The sequence below is a fragment of the Mesobacillus campisalis genome (assembly GCF_000986785.1).
In the GTDB taxonomy this organism is placed as follows: domain Bacteria; phylum Bacillota; class Bacilli; order Bacillales; family Cytobacillaceae; genus Mesobacillus_B; species Mesobacillus_B campisalis.
The window spans coordinates 216,153-232,183 of sequence record NZ_LAYY01000005.1 but is presented as its reverse complement, the minus strand read 5'-3'; the positions used below and the strand labels follow the sequence as shown (position 1 = coordinate 232,183).

General features: G+C 48.7%; 20 protein-coding genes and 1 pseudogene. All 21 read right to left on the bottom strand.

Features of this window, described 5'->3' with window-relative positions; genetic code table 11:
* Positions 1-844: 844 nt before the first annotated feature.
* The gene (gene csrA / locus WQ57_RS06645; protein WP_046522949.1) at positions 845-1,069 is read right to left on the bottom strand and encodes a carbon storage regulator CsrA; all 225 of its coding nucleotides are present in this window, start codon (positions 1,067-1,069) and stop codon (positions 845-847) included.
* Positions 1,070-1,072: 3 nt separating this feature from the next.
* Entirely contained in the window at positions 1,073-1,531 is a 459-nt protein-coding gene (fliW, locus tag WQ57_RS06640) for a flagellar assembly protein FliW (RefSeq protein ID WP_046522948.1), read from the bottom strand.
* 36 nt (positions 1,532-1,567) lie between these two features.
* Positions 1,568-1,912, bottom strand: coding sequence for a PilZ domain-containing protein (locus WQ57_RS06635; protein WP_046522947.1), 345 nt, complete (start codon positions 1,910-1,912; stop codon positions 1,568-1,570).
* A 14-nt stretch (positions 1,913-1,926) separates the two neighbouring features.
* The gene (locus WQ57_RS06630) at positions 1,927-2,364 is read right to left on the bottom strand and encodes a YaaR family protein (RefSeq protein ID WP_241481491.1); all 438 of its coding nucleotides are present in this window, start codon (positions 2,362-2,364) and stop codon (positions 1,927-1,929) included.
* Between the two features lie 7 nt (positions 2,365-2,371).
* The gene (locus WQ57_RS06625) at positions 2,372-2,800 is read right to left on the bottom strand and encodes a DUF6115 domain-containing protein (protein ID WP_046522945.1); all 429 of its coding nucleotides are present in this window, start codon (positions 2,798-2,800) and stop codon (positions 2,372-2,374) included.
* 38 nt (positions 2,801-2,838) lie between these two features.
* The gene (locus tag WQ57_RS06620; protein WP_046522944.1) at positions 2,839-3,615 is read right to left on the bottom strand and encodes a FliA/WhiG family RNA polymerase sigma factor; all 777 of its coding nucleotides are present in this window, start codon (positions 3,613-3,615) and stop codon (positions 2,839-2,841) included.
* Positions 3,616-3,630: 15 nt separating this feature from the next.
* A complete protein-coding gene (locus WQ57_RS06615; RefSeq protein WP_046522943.1) occupies positions 3,631-4,500 on the bottom strand; it encodes a MinD/ParA family protein in 870 nt (289 codons plus the stop codon).
* Positions 4,493-5,689, bottom strand: coding sequence for a flagellar biosynthesis GTPase FlhF (flhF, locus tag WQ57_RS06610; protein WP_046522942.1), 1,197 nt, complete (start codon positions 5,687-5,689; stop codon positions 4,493-4,495). Before flhF ends, WQ57_RS06615 begins: the two co-directional genes overlap by 8 nt.
* Positions 5,686-7,686: a flagellar biosynthesis protein FlhA gene (flhA, locus tag WQ57_RS06605; protein ID WP_420912385.1), complete on the bottom strand. Its 2,001-nt coding sequence runs from the start codon at positions 7,684-7,686 to the stop codon at positions 5,686-5,688. Before flhA ends, flhF begins: the two co-directional genes overlap by 4 nt.
* Positions 7,687-7,739: 53 nt before the next feature.
* Positions 7,740-8,795, bottom strand: a complete 1,056-nt coding sequence (gene flhB / locus WQ57_RS06600; protein WP_046522940.1) for a flagellar biosynthesis protein FlhB — start codon at positions 8,793-8,795, stop codon at positions 7,740-7,742.
* Positions 8,796-8,798: 3 nt separating this feature from the next.
* Positions 8,799-9,575: a flagellar biosynthetic protein FliR gene (fliR, locus tag WQ57_RS06595; protein ID WP_046522939.1), complete on the bottom strand. Its 777-nt coding sequence runs from the start codon at positions 9,573-9,575 to the stop codon at positions 8,799-8,801.
* Between the two features lie 7 nt (positions 9,576-9,582).
* Positions 9,583-9,852, bottom strand: a complete 270-nt coding sequence (gene fliQ, locus WQ57_RS06590) for a flagellar biosynthesis protein FliQ (RefSeq protein ID WP_046522938.1) — start codon at positions 9,850-9,852, stop codon at positions 9,583-9,585.
* 15 nt (positions 9,853-9,867) lie between these two features.
* A complete protein-coding gene (gene fliP / locus WQ57_RS06585; RefSeq protein WP_046522937.1) occupies positions 9,868-10,557 on the bottom strand; it encodes a flagellar type III secretion system pore protein FliP in 690 nt (229 codons plus the stop codon).
* Entirely contained in the window at positions 10,554-11,192 is a 639-nt protein-coding gene (locus tag WQ57_RS06580) for a flagellar biosynthetic protein FliO (protein ID WP_052948660.1), read from the bottom strand. Before WQ57_RS06580 ends, fliP begins: the two co-directional genes overlap by 4 nt.
* 27 nt (positions 11,193-11,219) lie before the next feature.
* Positions 11,220-11,543, bottom strand: a pseudogene (fliN, locus tag WQ57_RS06575) (flagellar motor switch protein FliN); the annotation flags it as partial.
* 140 nt (positions 11,544-11,683) lie between these two features.
* Positions 11,684-12,655: a flagellar motor switch protein FliM gene (gene fliM / locus WQ57_RS06570; RefSeq protein WP_046522936.1), complete on the bottom strand. Its 972-nt coding sequence runs from the start codon at positions 12,653-12,655 to the stop codon at positions 11,684-11,686.
* Positions 12,656-12,666: 11 nt separating this feature from the next.
* Positions 12,667-12,912, bottom strand: coding sequence for a flagellar FlbD family protein (locus WQ57_RS06565; protein WP_420912384.1), 246 nt, complete (start codon positions 12,910-12,912; stop codon positions 12,667-12,669).
* Positions 12,913-12,933: 21 nt separating this feature from the next.
* Entirely contained in the window at positions 12,934-13,791 is an 858-nt protein-coding gene (locus WQ57_RS06560) for a flagellar hook-basal body complex protein (protein ID WP_046522935.1), read from the bottom strand.
* 53 nt (positions 13,792-13,844) lie between these two features.
* Positions 13,845-14,285: a flagellar hook capping FlgD N-terminal domain-containing protein gene (locus WQ57_RS06555; RefSeq protein WP_046522934.1), complete on the bottom strand. Its 441-nt coding sequence runs from the start codon at positions 14,283-14,285 to the stop codon at positions 13,845-13,847.
* Positions 14,286-14,301: 16 nt separating this feature from the next.
* Positions 14,302-15,576 (bottom strand): flagellar hook-length control protein FliK, encoded by a 1,275-nt coding sequence (locus WQ57_RS25655; RefSeq protein ID WP_052948658.1) that lies wholly within the window; start codon positions 15,574-15,576, stop codon positions 14,302-14,304.
* Positions 15,573-16,031 carry a flagellar export protein FliJ gene (fliJ, locus tag WQ57_RS06545; protein ID WP_046522933.1) on the bottom strand — a complete coding sequence of 153 codons (459 nt, stop codon included), beginning with the start codon at positions 16,029-16,031 and terminating at the stop codon, positions 15,573-15,575. The genes WQ57_RS25655 and fliJ overlap by 4 nt, the downstream gene beginning before the upstream one ends.

Sequence of the window (16,031 nt, the reverse complement as noted above, 5' to 3'; positions counted from 1 at the left end):
TCTCAACAAAAAACAGGCACTGACAACCCCCATCAGTACCCAAAATACGGCCTCTCAACAAAAAACAGGCACTGACAACCCCCATCAGTACCCAAAATACGGCCTCTCAACAAAAAACAGGCACTGACAGCTCCCGTCAGTGCCCAAAAATCCTCCTCACTCCAAAAAACAGGCACTGACAGGACTCTTCAGTGCCCAAAATACGTCCTCACTCCGAAAAACGGGCACTGACAGTTCCCCTCAGTACCCAAAAATCCTCCTCACCACTAAAAACAGGCACTGATAGAACTCCTCAGTGCCCAAATACGCCTTCTCTCCGAAAAACAGGCACTGACAGCTCTCCTCAGTGCCCAAAAAACCTCCTCACTACCAAAAACGGGCACTGACAGCTCTCCTCAGTACCCAAAAATCTGCCTCACCACTAAAAACAGGCACTGACAGCTCTCCTCAGTGCCCAAAAATCCTCCTCACTCCAAAAAACAGGCACTGACAACCCCCATCAGTACCCAAAATACGTCCTCCCAACAAAAAACAGGCACTGACAACTCTCCTCAGTACCCAAAAATCCTCCTCACCACTAAAAACAGGCACTGACAACCCGCCTCAGTACCCAAAATACGTCCTCCCACCAAAAAACAGGCACTGACAACCCGCCTCAGTACCCAAAATACATCCTCACTCCAAAAAACGGGCACTGACAACTCTCCTCAGTACCCAAAAATCCACCTCAGCACCAAAAACAGGCACTGACAACCCGCCTCAAGGCCGACCAAGCTCCCCCATCAACGCAAAAAAGGACCCCCAAAAGGTCCCCCAGCCTTCCAGCAAGTACGCACAAACGCACTCACTTCTTCATCCTCAAAAGCTCATCACTAAAATCCAATTCACTCGCAACAGCGAGCCTATTCTCTTCCTGTATCTCCAAATATATTTCCTTCCGGTGAATCGCAATATGTTTTGGCGCGCTTATCCCCAATTTAACCGTGTCGCCTTCAATCCCGGTAACCGTAATCTCGATGTTATCGTCAATCACAATCGTTTCGCCTTTTTTCCTTCCTAGTACCAGCATCTGCTACACCTGCCCGATTGCGGCTTTTTGCTGATGCAGGAACAAAGGCTGCTTGACCTTGTAGAATTTGTTCTCAAGGACAACCTGCATGCCGAGCCGCTTGCTGTGGTTGATGACAATGGGGGCCTTCAGGTTGGTTGTTGCCTCTTTCAGCCCGCCTTTGGCCGTAACCGTCGTCAGCACGAGGACGTCTTCAGACTTTTCAATCACAAGCTTCCCGATCACCGAATCGCCAAGCTCGACGTCGTAGCCTTCAAAAAAGGAGAACGCATCCAGCAGCAGCAGGGATAGTTCCGCCCTTTCGACGGACTGAAGAAAGAAGAACGGCGTTTCCCCTTGCTCATCTGCCGGCAGCAGGACGTATCTTTTATCTTCGTCAAAGCCGGGAATTCCCTTGCTAAAAGTGATCAGCCGGCTTTCATCCACTTCCATTTCACCAAATCGCACAGTTTGTATCTTCATAAACAACCCCCTCTTTCCTGGACCCATGACACAGCCTTAACGCTTCCCTTTTCTCCGGCGGATCTGATAATAATTCAATTGCCTGAACAAGGCGGAAGCAGTCTTCTGGTTCATGGCAAATTTCACACCGTACTCTGTATAATTGTTGTGGATCACCTTGCGGACAATGAAGCCTTTTATCAAAAATGAAGTATCCAGAATCGTAAAACGGCATTCTATTTTTTCATGCATCAAAATTTTTGCGGCCGAGATAAAACCCATGCCTCCAGCACTGATATTGTCAATTTTCACCGGGAAAAAGGCTCCCTCCTGAATCGAGACCTCTCCCTCCATCAGTGGTTCAAACTCTACCCGGAAAAACTCGCGGCGATTTTCGCGCATATCTTTCTCTCCTGTTACATGTATAAATTAATGAGCAAACCTTTGATTTCTCCTACCAGCCTCAGGACTTCCAGCCCGCGTTCCTCCTTGCCCATGACCTCGTCATGGAGCTCAAGCAGCTTTTGGTCCACTTTTTCCACAATCTGATGGGTCTTCATGCTGCCGCTGTGATGATAGCTTTGTTTATCGGATAGCTGCAGCCCGGAATTCACCGCTTCCCTGACAAACTCTTTGACGGCTTTTTTATAATCCCGCAGGTGTTCAATGGTCCTCGACTGGACCAGGTTTTGGCCCTGCATTTCCAGATGGGGCATCAGGGATTCCAGCTGCAGTTTGGACTGCGATCTGTTCATCATGCTGGAAAAAGTACTGGCTGACCTACTTTCCCCTGTTCCCTTTTGCAGCTGCCCAACCGGAAAGTTCGCCTGTCTTTCAATTCGCAAATGAAGCACTTCCTTTTTACTTGGAGATTTGCCGTTTATTAAACAGATTGATCATCAGCTCAACTTTGCCATGGTCCAATAAAAGGGCTTTGCCAATTTGTTTTGCTGAAAAGCCTTGCTTATACAGCTGCAAAACCTTGTCCTCTTCGTCATCCTTCTGGACAACAGCGGTCTGTCCCCGTTCCTCCTCCAGCACCCGGACTTTCTCCTCCAGGAGCTGAATTCTTTCCCATGCTGCCCTTTGTTCTGCCTTCATGTAGTGCACCAGTTTTTGATAAAGCTGGTCATTTTCCGCTTCCATTTTAGCCACGAATTCTTCCAAGCTTTGCTGAATAGCTTGTACACCGTCCGCTGCGCCAGCTTCCTTCGAATTCCTGGACTGCATCAATATCACAATCGAGACGGCACTTAGCAGCACGCTTAACCCCAATAATATCCAATCCATACTGTTCACCTTAACCTTCTATAAATCTCGCAAATCCATTAATAGTTTTCCTGGACAGAGAGTATCGCCGCATTTAAACGCAGCATGGCTTTGGAATGCAGCTGGGAAATGCGGGAGACGCTTAAATTGAGCACTTCGGCAATTTCAGTCAATTTCAATTCCTCGAAATAGCAAAGGGTAACCACCAGCTTTTCCTTTTCTGGCAGAAGTTCAATCGCTTTTGCCAGTGATTCTTTTAAAAGCTGTGCGTACAAATGGGCTTCCGGCGATTCCGCCTTCTCATTTTTAATCACATTGTACCTTCCTACCTGGTCGTTTTCATCATCCTGGATAGTTTCATCAATGGAAATCATCGAGGACAAGGCCGCTTCGGATACCGTTTTGTTCAGCTCGGCTTTGGTGATTCCCAGATACGTGCAAACCTCTTCATCACTAGCCGATGTTCCATTTCTCTGCTCCAAAACCGCATATGCCTTTTCGACTTTTTTGACTTTTTCCCTTACAGATCTCGGCAGCCAGTCACTTTGCCTGAGGCCGTCGATGATCGCCCCCTTTATTCTCCAGGCTGCATATGTCTCGAACTTGAACTCCCCATCCAGATTGAACTTGTCAATGGCATCGAGCATTCCTTCATAGGCATAGCTTTGGATATCCTCTTTTTGGACTGTTTTCGGAAGGCTGATCATAAAGCGCTGGATCACATAGTCCATTAAGTGATGGTATTTCTCCACTAAATAGTTTCCCGCATCAGGATCGCGCTCTGTTTTCCACTTTTCCCATTGGCCGAGGTCTGCTTGTGATATCTTAGTTTTCAAAAGAAGTTTCACCACCTATGACGACTGGTTTTTAAAAAGCATTTTTAATAGGAAACCTTTGACTCCAAGCTTAGGAGGAGCCGGCTGCTCCAGGAATTCACAGGCAATCTGCTGCACAGCCATAGCAGCCTGGCAGTTCGGAAAGCTCAGCAGAAACGGAGCCTGCCTTTTTACCGAACTGGCGACATGGGCATCACTGGGAATAAACCCAAGAGTGCTAATGGATTTATTTAAAAACCTCTCTGTCACTTTTTTAAAATTGGCGGCTGTCTGGATTCCTTCTTTGTCACTAGTACACTGGTTGATGATAAGCTTCATCACGACGTTTTGGTCCGTTGAGTGGACCATTTTCACGACCGCATAGGCGTCGGTAAGTGCTGTCGGTTCAGGAGTGGTGACCAAAATGACCTCATCGGCGGCCAAAATGAATCGCAAATTTTCCTGAGAGAGGCCAGCGCCGGTATCGAGGATGATGTAGTCCACATGTCCCTGGATGGCGCTTAATTCATGCAGGAACTTATTCATCCTGGTTTCATCGAAAGAGAATAAGTCATTAAAGCCTGTTCCGCCTGAAATGAACAATAAGCCATCCGGGCCTTCCTCGATGATGTCCCATACAGACAAATCCTTCTCGAGCATGGTCGCGATCGTTTCAATGGGGGACCGCCCCAATAATACATCGACATTGGCAAATCCGAGGTCAACGTCGAAAATCAGGACTTTTTTGTTTTGCCTCACAAGGCTCAGCGCGAAATTCACGGCAAAGTTGGATTTTCCCACACCGCCTTTTCCGCTTGTGACGGCAATGATGCGTGTCCTTCTTTGCACCGCCTGGGTTTCCTTTTGGCGGACTTTTTCCCGCAATTGTCTGGCTTGGTCAATCATTCTCATCTTCTCCCAATAAAAGGTCTGCAATGAACTCAGGAGTAACACTGATAATATCATCCGGGACGTTTTGTCCATCGGTGATATACCGCAATGGGATCGAGTATTCATGGAACAGGTTAAGGATGCTGCCATATGAACTGGTCTCATCCTTTTTGGTCAAAATCAGCTGGTCCATCTCAATCGCCTGGAAGTTATCAATCATTTTTTTCATATCTTCATATTTGGAAGTAAGGCTCAGCACAACATTGGTCTGAACCTTGCGAGAGCCGGCAAGGAGCATCTCCAGTTCCTGAATGTACTGTTTTTGCTGATAATTCCTCCCGGCTGTATCCATCAGGATGACGTCGCAGGAACTCAGCTCTGATACTGCCTGGCTCACTTCGGCAGCAGACTGGACAATTTTGATGGGGATATTCAAAATTCCGGCATATGTTTTTAATTGCTCGACCGCTGCGATCCGATACGTATCCGATGTGATAAGGCCAACCTTTTTATCGGCGTTCAAAAGATAATCCGCCGCTATCTTGGCGATGGTCGTTGTTTTGCCTACCCCCGTAGGACCAGCGAAGCAAATCAACCCGCTGTTTTTTGCCTCGTGGGTTCTTTGATGAGTGTTGATGATATGAATGATTTTGCGCTGTGCGGCGGCACGCGCTTGTTCACTTGTGAACCCATCCTGCTGCCCCGCCTGCGCCATCAGACTTGCGAGGATTTCCGACCGGATTTCGGGAGCCACTTCCTGCCGGGTTAATTTTTCATTAACCAATTGGATTGATTGCGGCAGCCGGTCTTCCTCCATCACCTGGACCATCATTTTTTTGATATTCTTCAGTTCACGCATAAGCTCGCTTGAGCTGCTCTCTTCGGGTTCAGGATAAAGTCCATTCCTTTCCGGCTGTGCAGCTTTCCGTCCAGCCATTACCTGGGCAAAAGCATGGCCATGATGCCCCTTGGCGTCCGGTGCCTCTTTTGGATAAGGCATGTGTTCTGCCGGCTTGGCCTCGTGTTTAGCCGGCTCCGTCTCGACCGCCGCGATAATTTCGAGCTTTTCCTTCGTGAACAATCCGAAAAAGCCGCGGGTTTTCACCTTTTTTGTATTTAAAATCAGGGCATCTTCACCCATATCTTTTTTAATCTGCGCCATTCCTTCAGGCATGCTGTTTACGGTGTATGTTTTTAGCCTCATGATAGATTCACCACTCCGACGCTTTGAATTTCAATGTCTGGTTCCAGTTCGTTATAGGAAAGCACGGTAAGGTCCGGCAGATAGCGTTCCAGAAACTGGCGGATATACATCCGGATGGCAGGCGAGGTCAGCAAAATCGGCTGGACACCAGAGGCCTGCAGCTGCTGGGCCTGCTCGGAAATTGTCTGATAGATAGTCTGTGAAGTGGCCGGGTCAAGCGACAAATAATTTCCCTGCTCTGTCCGGTGCACCGATTCCGCCACCTTCTTTTCGAGGCTTGCCCCCGCTGTGATCACCTGCAGGATTTCATTCTGGTTGGCATACTGCAGGGAAATCTGCCTTGAAAGCGACTGCCTCACATATTCCGTCAGCAGGTCGATGTCCTTTGTCTGCGCAGCATAATCGGCCAGCGATTCCAGGATGACAAGCAAATTTCGGATTGATACCTTTTCTTTTAAAAGCTTCATTAACACTTTCTGCACTTCGCCGATCGTCATCATCTGCGGAATCAGCTCTTCGACAACGGCCGGGGAGGTCTCCCTTACATGGTCAATCAGCGATTTGACCTCCTGCCTTCCGATCAGCTCATGGGCATGCCTCCTGATGACTTCCGTAAGATGCGTGGAGACGACAGATGGCGGATCGACAATCGCGTAGCCTGAGAGCTCGGCTTCTTCCTTCATTTCCTCATTGACCCACAGAGCTGGCATGCCAAAGGCCGGTTCGACTGTCTCAATCCCGGTCACATTTTCATCGTCGATGCCAGGGGAGATGGCCAGGTAATGATCGAGCATGATCTCGCCGGAGGCCACCTTGTTTCCTTTGATTTTGATGGTGTATTCATTGGGACGAAGCTGAATATTATCCCGAATCCGGATGACCGGGACGACAATGCCCAGTTCAATCGCAATTTGCCTCCGGATCATAATCACCCGGTCCAGTAAATCGCCGCCCTGGTTTTTATCGGCAATCGGAATCAGCCCATAGCCAAATTCGAATTCGATGGAATCGACTTGAAGGAGGTCCATGACACTTTCGGGACTTTTCAATTTTTCCAGCTCCTGCGTGTCATCGGCCGTTTCGTTCACTACCGCTTCCTCGGCCGCACTGGCACGATCCATTTTATAGGCGGCGAAAGCGACAAGGCCCGCAATTGGCAGGATTAAAAAAATGTTGATCGGAGTAAAGACCGCAATCAAAGCAAGTGTTCCCGCCACCACGTACAGCATTTTGGGATAAGCGGAGAGCTGCCTGGTGATATCACTACCAAGGTTGCCATCCGAAGCGGCCCTGGTGACGACAATCCCTGCTGCAGTGGAAATCAGCAGTGCCGGGATCTGGCTGACGAGTCCATCCCCAATCGACAGGAGCGTAAACAGCTGCGCCGCTTCGCCAAAAGACATCTGATGGACAATCACACCAATCAGCAAGCCGCCGAGAATATTAATAAGGGTAATGATGATTCCGGCAATCGCGTCTCCTTTTACAAACTTGCTCGCACCGTCCATGGCGCCATAAAAATCGGCTTCCTGGCTGATTTTTTCCCTTCGCTTTCTCGCATCGCTTTCGGAGATCAGCCCGGCGCCAAGATCGGCATCAATGCTCATCTGCTTTCCGGGCATCGAATCCAGGGTAAAGCGGGCCGCCACTTCGGCCACTCGTTCGGATCCTTTTGTGATGACAAGAAACTGGATAATCACTAAAATCAGGAAGACCACCAGACCGATGATCGGACTGCCGCCCACAACGAAGGAACCAAATGTCTCAACAACCTCTCCTCCTGTTTGATTGGTCAGGATCGACCGAGTTGTGGAAACGTTCAATCCCAGTCGGAACAAGGTTGTAAGCAGCAACAGGGACGGGAAAATCGAAAATTGCAGCGCCTCTTTTGTATTCATGGCCACGAGGATGATCGTCAAGGAGAGGCTGATATTGATCAGGATCAATATATCCAATAACAGCGGCGGAAGAGGGATCACCATCATCACCACAATCATGATGACAGCGACCAGGACCGATAAATCTTTGAGTTTCAAGCGCGTTCTCCTCCCTAGGTGATCTTTCCTTTTAATCTGTAAACATATGCTAATACCTCCGCCACGGCCTGGAACAAATCCTCGGGAACATAGTCGCCGATGTCCACTGTCTGATACAAGGCACGGGCGAGCGGTTTATTTTCCATCGTCACAATGTTCAATTCTTTCGCTTTTTCTTTGATTTTCAGCGCAAGATGGTCTTTTCCCATGGCAATCACCATTGGGGCATCCATCGTTTCGGGATCATACTGAAGGGCAATCGCATAGTGCGTCGGGTTGGTGATCAGGACATCTGCCTTGGGCAAATCCTGAATCATCCGGTTCATGCCCAGCTGCCTTTGCTTCTCTTTTATCCTTGATTTAATCAGAGGGTCCCCCTCCGATTTTTTCATTTCATCCTGGATATCCTGTTTGGACATCCGGATGCTTTTTTCGAATTCGTATTTTTGGTACATATAGTCCAATATCGCCAAGCATAATAAAATAATCGAAGCGGCCAAACCAAGCTGGAACACCATTTTGGCCAGATAGGACAGCGATTGGCCAATGCTTTTTTGCGACAGGAGAAACAGCTCGTCCTTTCCCTGCCACAGCACCCCAATAGCCGCCGCTGAGATGATCGCGATTTTGAGCAAAGACTTGAGCAGCTCCACCAGACTGCGGATGGAGAAAATTTTCTTCGCCCCTTCAATCGGATTGAGCTTTTCGAGCTTCATTTTCAGCGGCTCGGTTGTGAACAGGGAGCCAACCTGGACAAAGTTCCCCAAAACGCCGAACACGATGGCGACTGCCGCCACCGGCAGCATGATGGTAAACACCTTGAAGGTTACTTCCTGAAGCAAAATCCTGATGGTTTGGGGAGTCAATTCCCAGGTGATGTACTGATTAAAATGAATTTTATAGAGTGCAAGAAGCCCTTCCAGCAGCTCATCCCAGATAAAATTAAGCAGCAGGAAGCTCCCGAGCATGATCAGGGCCGCGGGCACTTCGGCACTTTTGGCCACCTGCCCTTTCTTTCGCGATTCCTGCCTCCTCTGGGGGGTCGCCTTTTCTGTTTTTTCACCAGCCATAATTTATGCCCCTAATAACTTGACCAACCCCGACAGGCTGATCATGATTTTTTTAAACAGACTCTGAAGCACATAAAAGAAAAACGGCATCGCCAGAATCAGCATCATAAACCCGGCCAGGATTTTAACAGGAAAACCTACGGCAAAGATGTTGAGCTGCGGTACGGTTTTCGCCAGGATCCCGAGCGCGACATCCACTAAAAAGAGGGCGCCGACAACCGGCAGAGCCATTTGCATGGCGATCAGGAACATCTGCAAAAACATCGTGCTCACCAGGCGGGCGATTTCTCCGTTTTCCAGCGAAAAAGATACAGTTTCCAAGGGAATCAGCACAAAGCTTCTCATGACTCCATCAAGCAGGAGGTGATGCCCATCGGCGGCAAGCAGGAACAACAGTGCGAGCATATATTTGAAATGCCCCATGATCGGTACCTGGGCACCGGTCTGCGGGTCCATCACATTGGCAAGGGCGAATCCCATCTGGAAGTCGATAAACGCTCCGGCCACCTGGACAGCGTATAAGAGCATCGCTGCGATAAAGCCGATGGCAAGCCCGACAAATACCTCTTTTACAATCAGGAACAGATAGCTTCCGTCCATCATGATTGGCTCTTGTTCCAGGCCGGGTGAAAAAGCGAACAGAGCAATAAAAAAGGCCAGTCCAATCTTGTATTGGGTTGGCACTCCCCTCATCGAAAACAGGGGCGCAATCAGGAAGAACGACGTAACCCGGACAAAAACAAGCAGAAAATTGGGAAGCATCTCAAGAACGATATTCATGTCTTCACTACCCGATTAAGTGTGGAAGGTTCTGGAACAATTCCCGTGTAAAATCCAATAAAGTCGTCAGCATCCACGGCCCGAAAACAACAATCGACAAAAACACGGCCAGGATCTTCGGAATGAATGCCAGCGTTTGCTCCTGGATTTGTGTCATCGCCTGAAAAACGCTGACAAGCAGTCCGACAGCCAGTGCAATTAACAGCAATGGAGCCGAAATCATCATTATCGTATAGATCGATTGTTGCGCCAGGTGTATGACCGTATCCGGCGTCATAAGGTTTCCCCCTTCTTAAAAGCTGACAAGCAGCGACTCTACAATTAAATACCAGCCATCCACAAGCACGAATAATAAAATTTTAAACGGCAGGGAAATCATGACAGGGGGAAGCATCATCATCCCCATTGCCATCAGGGTGCTGGCGACCACCATATCAATGACTAGAAATGGAATAAAGATGACAAACCCGATCTGGAAGGCCGTTTTAAGCTCACTGATGGCAAATGCCGGAATCAGCGCCGTCAAAGGGATCTCTTCGATGCTGTCCGGTTTCTCCAGCTGGCCGTATTTAAAAAACAGCGCCAAATCCTTTTCCCTCGTGTGCTTTGCCATGAATTCCTTAACAGGCAGGATGGCCGCATCAAGAGCCTCTTCCTGGGGCATGTCTCCCGCCAGATAGGGCTGCAAGGCATTTTCATTGATTTCAGTGAATACAGGTGCCATCACGAAAAAGGTCAGAAACAAGGCCAGACCGATAAGGACCTGGTTGGGCGGCATCGATTGGGTTCCGAGCGCCGTCCGCACGAATGACAGGACAATCACAATCCGGGTAAAACAAGTCAGCATGATCAAAATCCCGGGAGCGAGCGACAAAACCGTCAGCAAAAACAGCAGCTGAAGCGTAATTCCCACATCTTCGGGAGCGTTAGTCCCAAAATCAATTCCCGGTATCGCGACTGAAAGCAGGAGACTCTCCATCATGTGTTCCTGCCTTCTTTATCGTTTGGAACCAGGTCCTGTTCAAGCTGATTCTGCCTGTTCCTTTGTTTATTCAGGCTCTGCTTGAACAGCTGATCGAATTGGCCGCTTTGGCTGTGCTTTTTCGTTAAGCCCAGCAGTGAATTCGCGAAAGACGCAGTTTCCTTCGGATTATTCTCAAAGGTTCCAAGCTCGTCTTCACCTGAAAACTCCTTGATCAGGGTGATTTGGTCGGCCACTCCAAGCAGGAACACCTTCCCGCCCACCTTGACGAGCTGAAGCGATTTATTGGTTCCAAGTGCCGCCCCGCCAATCAAATCGATGGCCTGGTTGGGCTGAAGCTTCTTCTGCCTTGAGGCCAGAAACTTGATGAGCCCATAAATCATGGCCACAATCAGGAGCGTATAAAAGAGCAGCTGGCTGATTAACAGAATCGGGCTCTTGTCTATGGCATTGTTCGGACCTGCATTGTCTGTACCTGCATTGGTATCCGGCGCTGTTTCGGCCGGCTGTTCCCCGGATTCTTCCTCATTCAGCCAATCCATCACATTCGGCTCTTCCGCTGCCGCCGCAAAAGGGTGGCAGGAACATACGAATAAGGCAGCCGCCAGGCAAACCATAACTGCTTTTTGAATCAAATCTGGTGCACTCCTTAGAAGATCAAATTAACGGAGCTTGGAAATCCGGTCCATTGGACTCAGGATATCCGTAACCCTTACGCCGAAATTGTCATCAATGACGACAACTTCTCCGACCGCAATCAACTTATTGTTCACTAAAATATCAACAGGCTCGCCCGCCAGTTTATCCAGCTCGATAATGGATCCTGGGGAAACGTCCAGGATTTCTTTTACCATCTTTTTTGTGCGTCCCAGCTCGACGGTCACTTGAAGAGGGATATCAAGCAAAAGGTCGAGATTGTTACTTCCCGGGAGATGGGGAGCACTATCATCCAGATTTGAAAATTGAACAGGCTGGACATTGGGGGTTCCCCCCGGAGTGCCAGGCTGGGAACTTTCTTTCTCATGGTTCATTGCGGGAAACTCCTCCTCCGTATTGCGTTCATTTTCTTCAGGCCCCTCTTGGCCCAGCAGCATATTGATTTCTTCCGCAGACAGCTTTATATTGGTCATTCAAAATCATCTCCCTCTTCCATCACATGCGTAACCTGGACAGCCGCCCTGCCTTTTGATATCCCCGGCTGGGCAAGGAATTTCCGTTTATTGTCCACCAGCACGGTAAGCGGATCGTGATAGTTTCCATCCAGGCGAATCACATCACCTGTTTTTAGCTGCAGGAACTCGCTTATTTCGATCGTCGACCTCCCGAGGATGGCTTTCACGTCCAGCTTTGTTCCTTTCAGTTTCTTTTCCATCGCTTCCGCTTCGTGGCTTTCCATGGCCTTCTTTTGTGTCGCTAGCCAGTGCCGGGCCGACAATTTGGGAAGCACTTCCTCAAGGGCCACATGGGGCAGGCAAATATGGATGGTCCCTGCTGCATCGTCAATTATGGAATGCAGGGAAACGACAATGACGGTCTCGTTAGGCGGCACCATCGTCAAAAACTGTGGATTCACTTCCAGTTCCGTTAATTCCGGCGAGAGCTTCTCAACGGAAGACCAGGCTTCCTGGAAACTGCTTAACGCTCTCGTGAAGACCCTTTGGATAACGGCTGTTTCGATATCGGTCAAATTCGAATTCAGCATCGATACCCTTCCCTGCCCGCCAAGCAGCCTGTCCAGCATGAGATAGGCAATGTTCGGCGGTATCGCCATCACCATGCTTCCCTGAAGGGGAGGCGCCTTGAACACCCCCAGAATGGAGCTTTTCTCGACTTTTGCAATGAACTCTTCATACGAATACTGGACCACTTCCGAAACGGATATCTGGACAAATGTCCTCAGCTGGGTCGAAAAATAGGATGTCAGCAGGCGGGCACAGTTTTCATGGATCCTTGACAAGGTCCGAATCTGCTCCTGTGAAAAGCGCATCGCATTTTTAAAATCATAGGTTTTAATTTTCCTGCCTTTTCCTGCCCCAGTCCTTTTGCCGGCGGACGCGGGAAGCGGACCATCATGACCTGACTGTAAATTCACCAACACTCCCTGCCTCCTCATTCATTCCGGTTTGGTTTTTGCAAAGCATGCAAAAGGTTTACTTTCTGATAGAACGCCGTCACTTTATCTCCTACCTCTTCCGCCGTTTCCAATACATGGACCTTGCTTCCTGACAGCAGGGTGATCACCGTGTCCGGCGTGGACTCGATTTTTTCAATATAGATTGCGTTCAAGGTAATCGTTGACTGATTGAATCTGGTTAACTGGATCATGTTAAAAGCAGACGGGAGAAAAGTATCCATCCCGGTCTGATCCTCCTATTTTCATCGTTTCAGGTTGACGACTTCCTGCAGGATTTCATCGGAAGTCGTGATAATCCGTGAATTTGCCTGGAAACCGCGCTGAGCCACAATCATTTCCGTGAACTCTTCCGTAAGGTCGACGTTGGACATTTCGAGCTGGCCGGACGCAATTTCGGATTTCGCATCCTTAGCCGTCTGGATCACGTCCGTACTGTAAACATATTGATTATTAATCGTCTGACCGAGAGCTCCATTGCCACCGGCGGCACCTGTCATTTCATACAATGACCCGCCAACTTTGCGAAGACCAGCGGGATTTTCCGGGTTCACAACTCCTAAAGTCGCAACCGGAACCTCTGCTCCCTCTGCTGTTTTGCCGATGACACGCCCCAAGCGGTCGATTTTAAAAGAGTCGTAAGTATTTAAATCTGTTACCGGTCTAATCACACCATCTGGATGAACACCTAAAACTTGAAAGCCTTGTGATGACACGAGTTCACCCAAGGAATTGACGACAAAATTGCCGGAACGCGTCAAATAGGATTCAGGCGGCACATTGGCAGCAAGCTCCTCTTGTGTTTGCGGTTTTTGAACAACGAAAAACCCATCTCCCATAAGTGAAACATCCGAGTTGACACCGGTAGTCATCAGGGAACCTGGTGTATGAAGAACGTCAATGGAGGACGTGGTCGAACCAAGACCTACCTGCATTGGATTGATGCTGCTGTCAGACATGTTCTGGCTTAAAAGATCCTGAAAGCTGACCCGATTTTTCTTGAATCCCACCGTATTGACATTTGCAATATTGTTCCCGATCACATCCAATTTTGTTTGAAAGCCTTTCATTCCCGATACACCGGAGTACATTGAACGAAGCATCTTTTATTCCCCTTCCATTCGTGTCCTAATGTTGGACAAAGATCTGTTTAGTTTTATTTGGCATCCTTTTCGATACGATGGATATTGGCAATCGGGATGGAGATATCCTGATTTTCAAGCTCTGCCATCAACTCTCCATTTTTGATTGCCAACGCTCTGACGACTCCTTCTCCCGACTGGAGGACTCCTGAAGCATCACTTTCCCAGTAGACGGTCGTGCCCAGCAAATCGGCGTGCTCACTCATCTTGTTTCCCTGGAGCCCAATAAACTGGGTCATGGACTGGTTTAAATTCGTTAATTGCTCCAGGGAGCTGAACTGGGCCATTTGGCCAATGAATTCAGCGTCTTTTAAGGGTTCGAGAGGGTCCTGGTGTTTTAGCTGTTCGACTAAAATCTTCATGAAAGCATCTTTGCCAAGCCCATTTTGTGCTTCGGCCTGCTTTACCGGAGCCCCATTTTGAATATTGGCCGTGCCTGCACTGTTTACATTCATGGACTTTCTCCTTTCATTAAACGGTATAATCCACCTGCACAGATCCAGCGGCGTAATGAGGGTGTTCAACAGGTGATTCCTCTTCCAGCGGGAAATAGCCGCTGCGCTGGGAAACACCCTGTCTTTGCTGCTGTGAAGAACGCTGGTCGTGATGGGCATGCTGCTCGCCAAAGGACTGGTGTGACTGCTGGTGGGCAACTTCAATTTTTTCAACGGAAACACCCTGCTGTATGAGCGCATTCCTTAACTGGCTGATTTGAAGGTCCAGTGCTTCCTTCGCGGCAAGACTGGCCGTGAAAATTTGCGCCGTCACCTTGCCTTCCGATGAAGTCAGCACAATATCGAGATGCCCCAGATGCTCCGGAAAAATATTCACCCTCATTTGCGCTGCTTCGGAATTCGACTGCAGGCGAATCGTTCCCCTGAAGATGTCGCCAAGGTCTTCAATCAAATGGCTGAAACGGACAGCCGAAGTCTGCTGGCTGTTTTCAGCTTTAGGGGCAGCAGGGCTTTCCTGGACGTTGTTCAGGAGCATTCCCGTTAAAGGCGCGCTGTTCGTCTGCCCCGAAAGCGGTTCTGATTGATTCCCGCCATTCCCCGGTTGAGGGGTAGCCTGATCAAGGATGTTTCCGCTCTCCTTCTGTCCTCCGGTCAATGGAAGGGACGATTCTATTTTCAAAGGTTCCCGATCTATCTCACCTTGTTCGGTCACCTGTGTCATTTCTTCCAAAAGGCTGTTTAATTGCTGAAGCAGCTTTTGTGATGATTCTCCTTGAAGCGGTTTTCCCGCCTGCTGCTGTTCTAATTCCTTCACAAGAGCGATCACGCTTTTCCCCTGTTCCGAATCATGAAGCGGCATAGAAAGTTTTTTTTCATCTGCCCCCATAAAAGGGACATCCTGTTCGAAATTTATAGCAGATAACCCGTTCGGAAGCTTTTCCGTTTGTTGAGAAACAGAACCTGGCTGCTGATTTTCCTGCAGGCTGCCCATGTTGGCAGATGCTTGCTGCGCGAACATCTGCAGCATTGAAGCTAGGATTTCCATCTCTTCGGACGACAGCGTTTCTTTAGGCAGTGCTTGTATGGCTTTCAGCGCTTCTTCAATTTTCACCAGCATTTCACCCTGCTGATTTTCTCCCCCGGCCTTTTGCCGGCCGGAAGAAACGACATGGAACAGCCTGGAGAAAGCGGAATCTTCGCTAGGATGGACATCCGTTACGGGTGTGATAGATTTGTGCTCCTGGCGGACGGGCGCCTTGAAAGAGAGACTTAGTGCGTCGATAAAGCTCACCCTCTTTCCCCAGCAGATGCACGGTAAAACCTGCTGGCGGCCAACTCGTCAAAATAAGCCTGTTCCGCTGCTTTCGCATGATGTTCAAACTGGCTCAATTTTTGTTTTTTCAAGTTGCTCCAGGTTTTTTCTTCCTGGACTTTGACCTGCAGATGACCCTGTGTTTGGGCGACATGGCTTTCCATCTGCTCAAGTTCGCGCTCGGCCGACATCAGCTGTTCTTTCAGCTGATTGATATAAATTTCATGCATCCTTAGTTCAAAAATATTGACGCCATCTTGCTGTCTCTGATTTTTTTTATTCTCAGCTTCGATGATTTTTTGATAGATTTCCTGGATTTTGCGGAGGCTCTCCTTTTGCATGCTAATGGCTTGAGCCATTTGAATCTGTGCAAATTCCTTTTCATTTTCTTTATAGTCCAGGATTTTCTGGAATGGATAAATGAATTTTGCCAT

Bases quoted from the DNA above. Each gene is read 5' to 3' on its own strand.
- csrA (WP_046522949.1), bottom strand. From the start codon at position 1,069: ATGCTGGTACTAGGAAGGAAAAAAGGCGAAACGATTGTGATTGACGAT.
- fliW (WP_046522948.1), bottom strand. From the start codon at position 1,531: ATGAAGATACAAACTGTGCGATTTGGTGAAATGGAAGTGGATGAAAGC.
- WQ57_RS06635 (WP_046522947.1), bottom strand. From the start codon at position 1,912: ATGCGCGAAAATCGCCGCGAGTTTTTCCGGGTAGAGTTTGAACCACTG.
- WQ57_RS06625 (WP_046522945.1), bottom strand. From the start codon at position 2,800: ATGGATTGGATATTATTGGGGTTAAGCGTGCTGCTAAGTGCCGTCTCG.
- WQ57_RS06615 (WP_046522943.1), bottom strand. From the start codon at position 4,500: ATGATTGACCAAGCCAGACAATTGCGGGAAAAAGTCCGCCAAAAGGAA.
- flhF (WP_046522942.1), bottom strand. From the start codon at position 5,689: ATGAGGCTAAAAACATACACCGTAAACAGCATGCCTGAAGGAATGGCG.
- flhA (WP_420912385.1), bottom strand. From the start codon at position 7,686: ATGATTGTGGTGATGATGGTGATCCCTCTTCCGCCGCTGTTATTGGAT.
- flhB (WP_046522940.1), bottom strand. From the start codon at position 8,795: ATGGCTGGTGAAAAAACAGAAAAGGCGACCCCCCAGAGGAGGCAGGAA.
- fliR (WP_046522939.1), bottom strand. From the start codon at position 9,575: ATGAATATCGTTCTTGAGATGCTTCCCAATTTTCTGCTTGTTTTTGTC.
- fliQ (WP_046522938.1), bottom strand. From the start codon at position 9,852: ATGACGCCGGATACGGTCATACACCTGGCGCAACAATCGATCTATACG.
- fliP (WP_046522937.1), bottom strand. From the start codon at position 10,557: ATGATGGAGAGTCTCCTGCTTTCAGTCGCGATACCGGGAATTGATTTT.
- WQ57_RS06565 (WP_420912384.1), bottom strand. From the start codon at position 12,912: ATGGATACTTTTCTCCCGTCTGCTTTTAACATGATCCAGTTAACCAGA.
- WQ57_RS06560 (WP_046522935.1), bottom strand. From the start codon at position 13,791: ATGCTTCGTTCAATGTACTCCGGTGTATCGGGAATGAAAGGCTTTCAA.
- WQ57_RS06555 (WP_046522934.1), bottom strand. From the start codon at position 14,285: ATGAATGTAAACAGTGCAGGCACGGCCAATATTCAAAATGGGGCTCCG.
- fliJ (WP_046522933.1), bottom strand. From the start codon at position 16,031: ATGGCAAAATTCATTTATCCATTCCAGAAAATCCTGGACTATAAAGAA.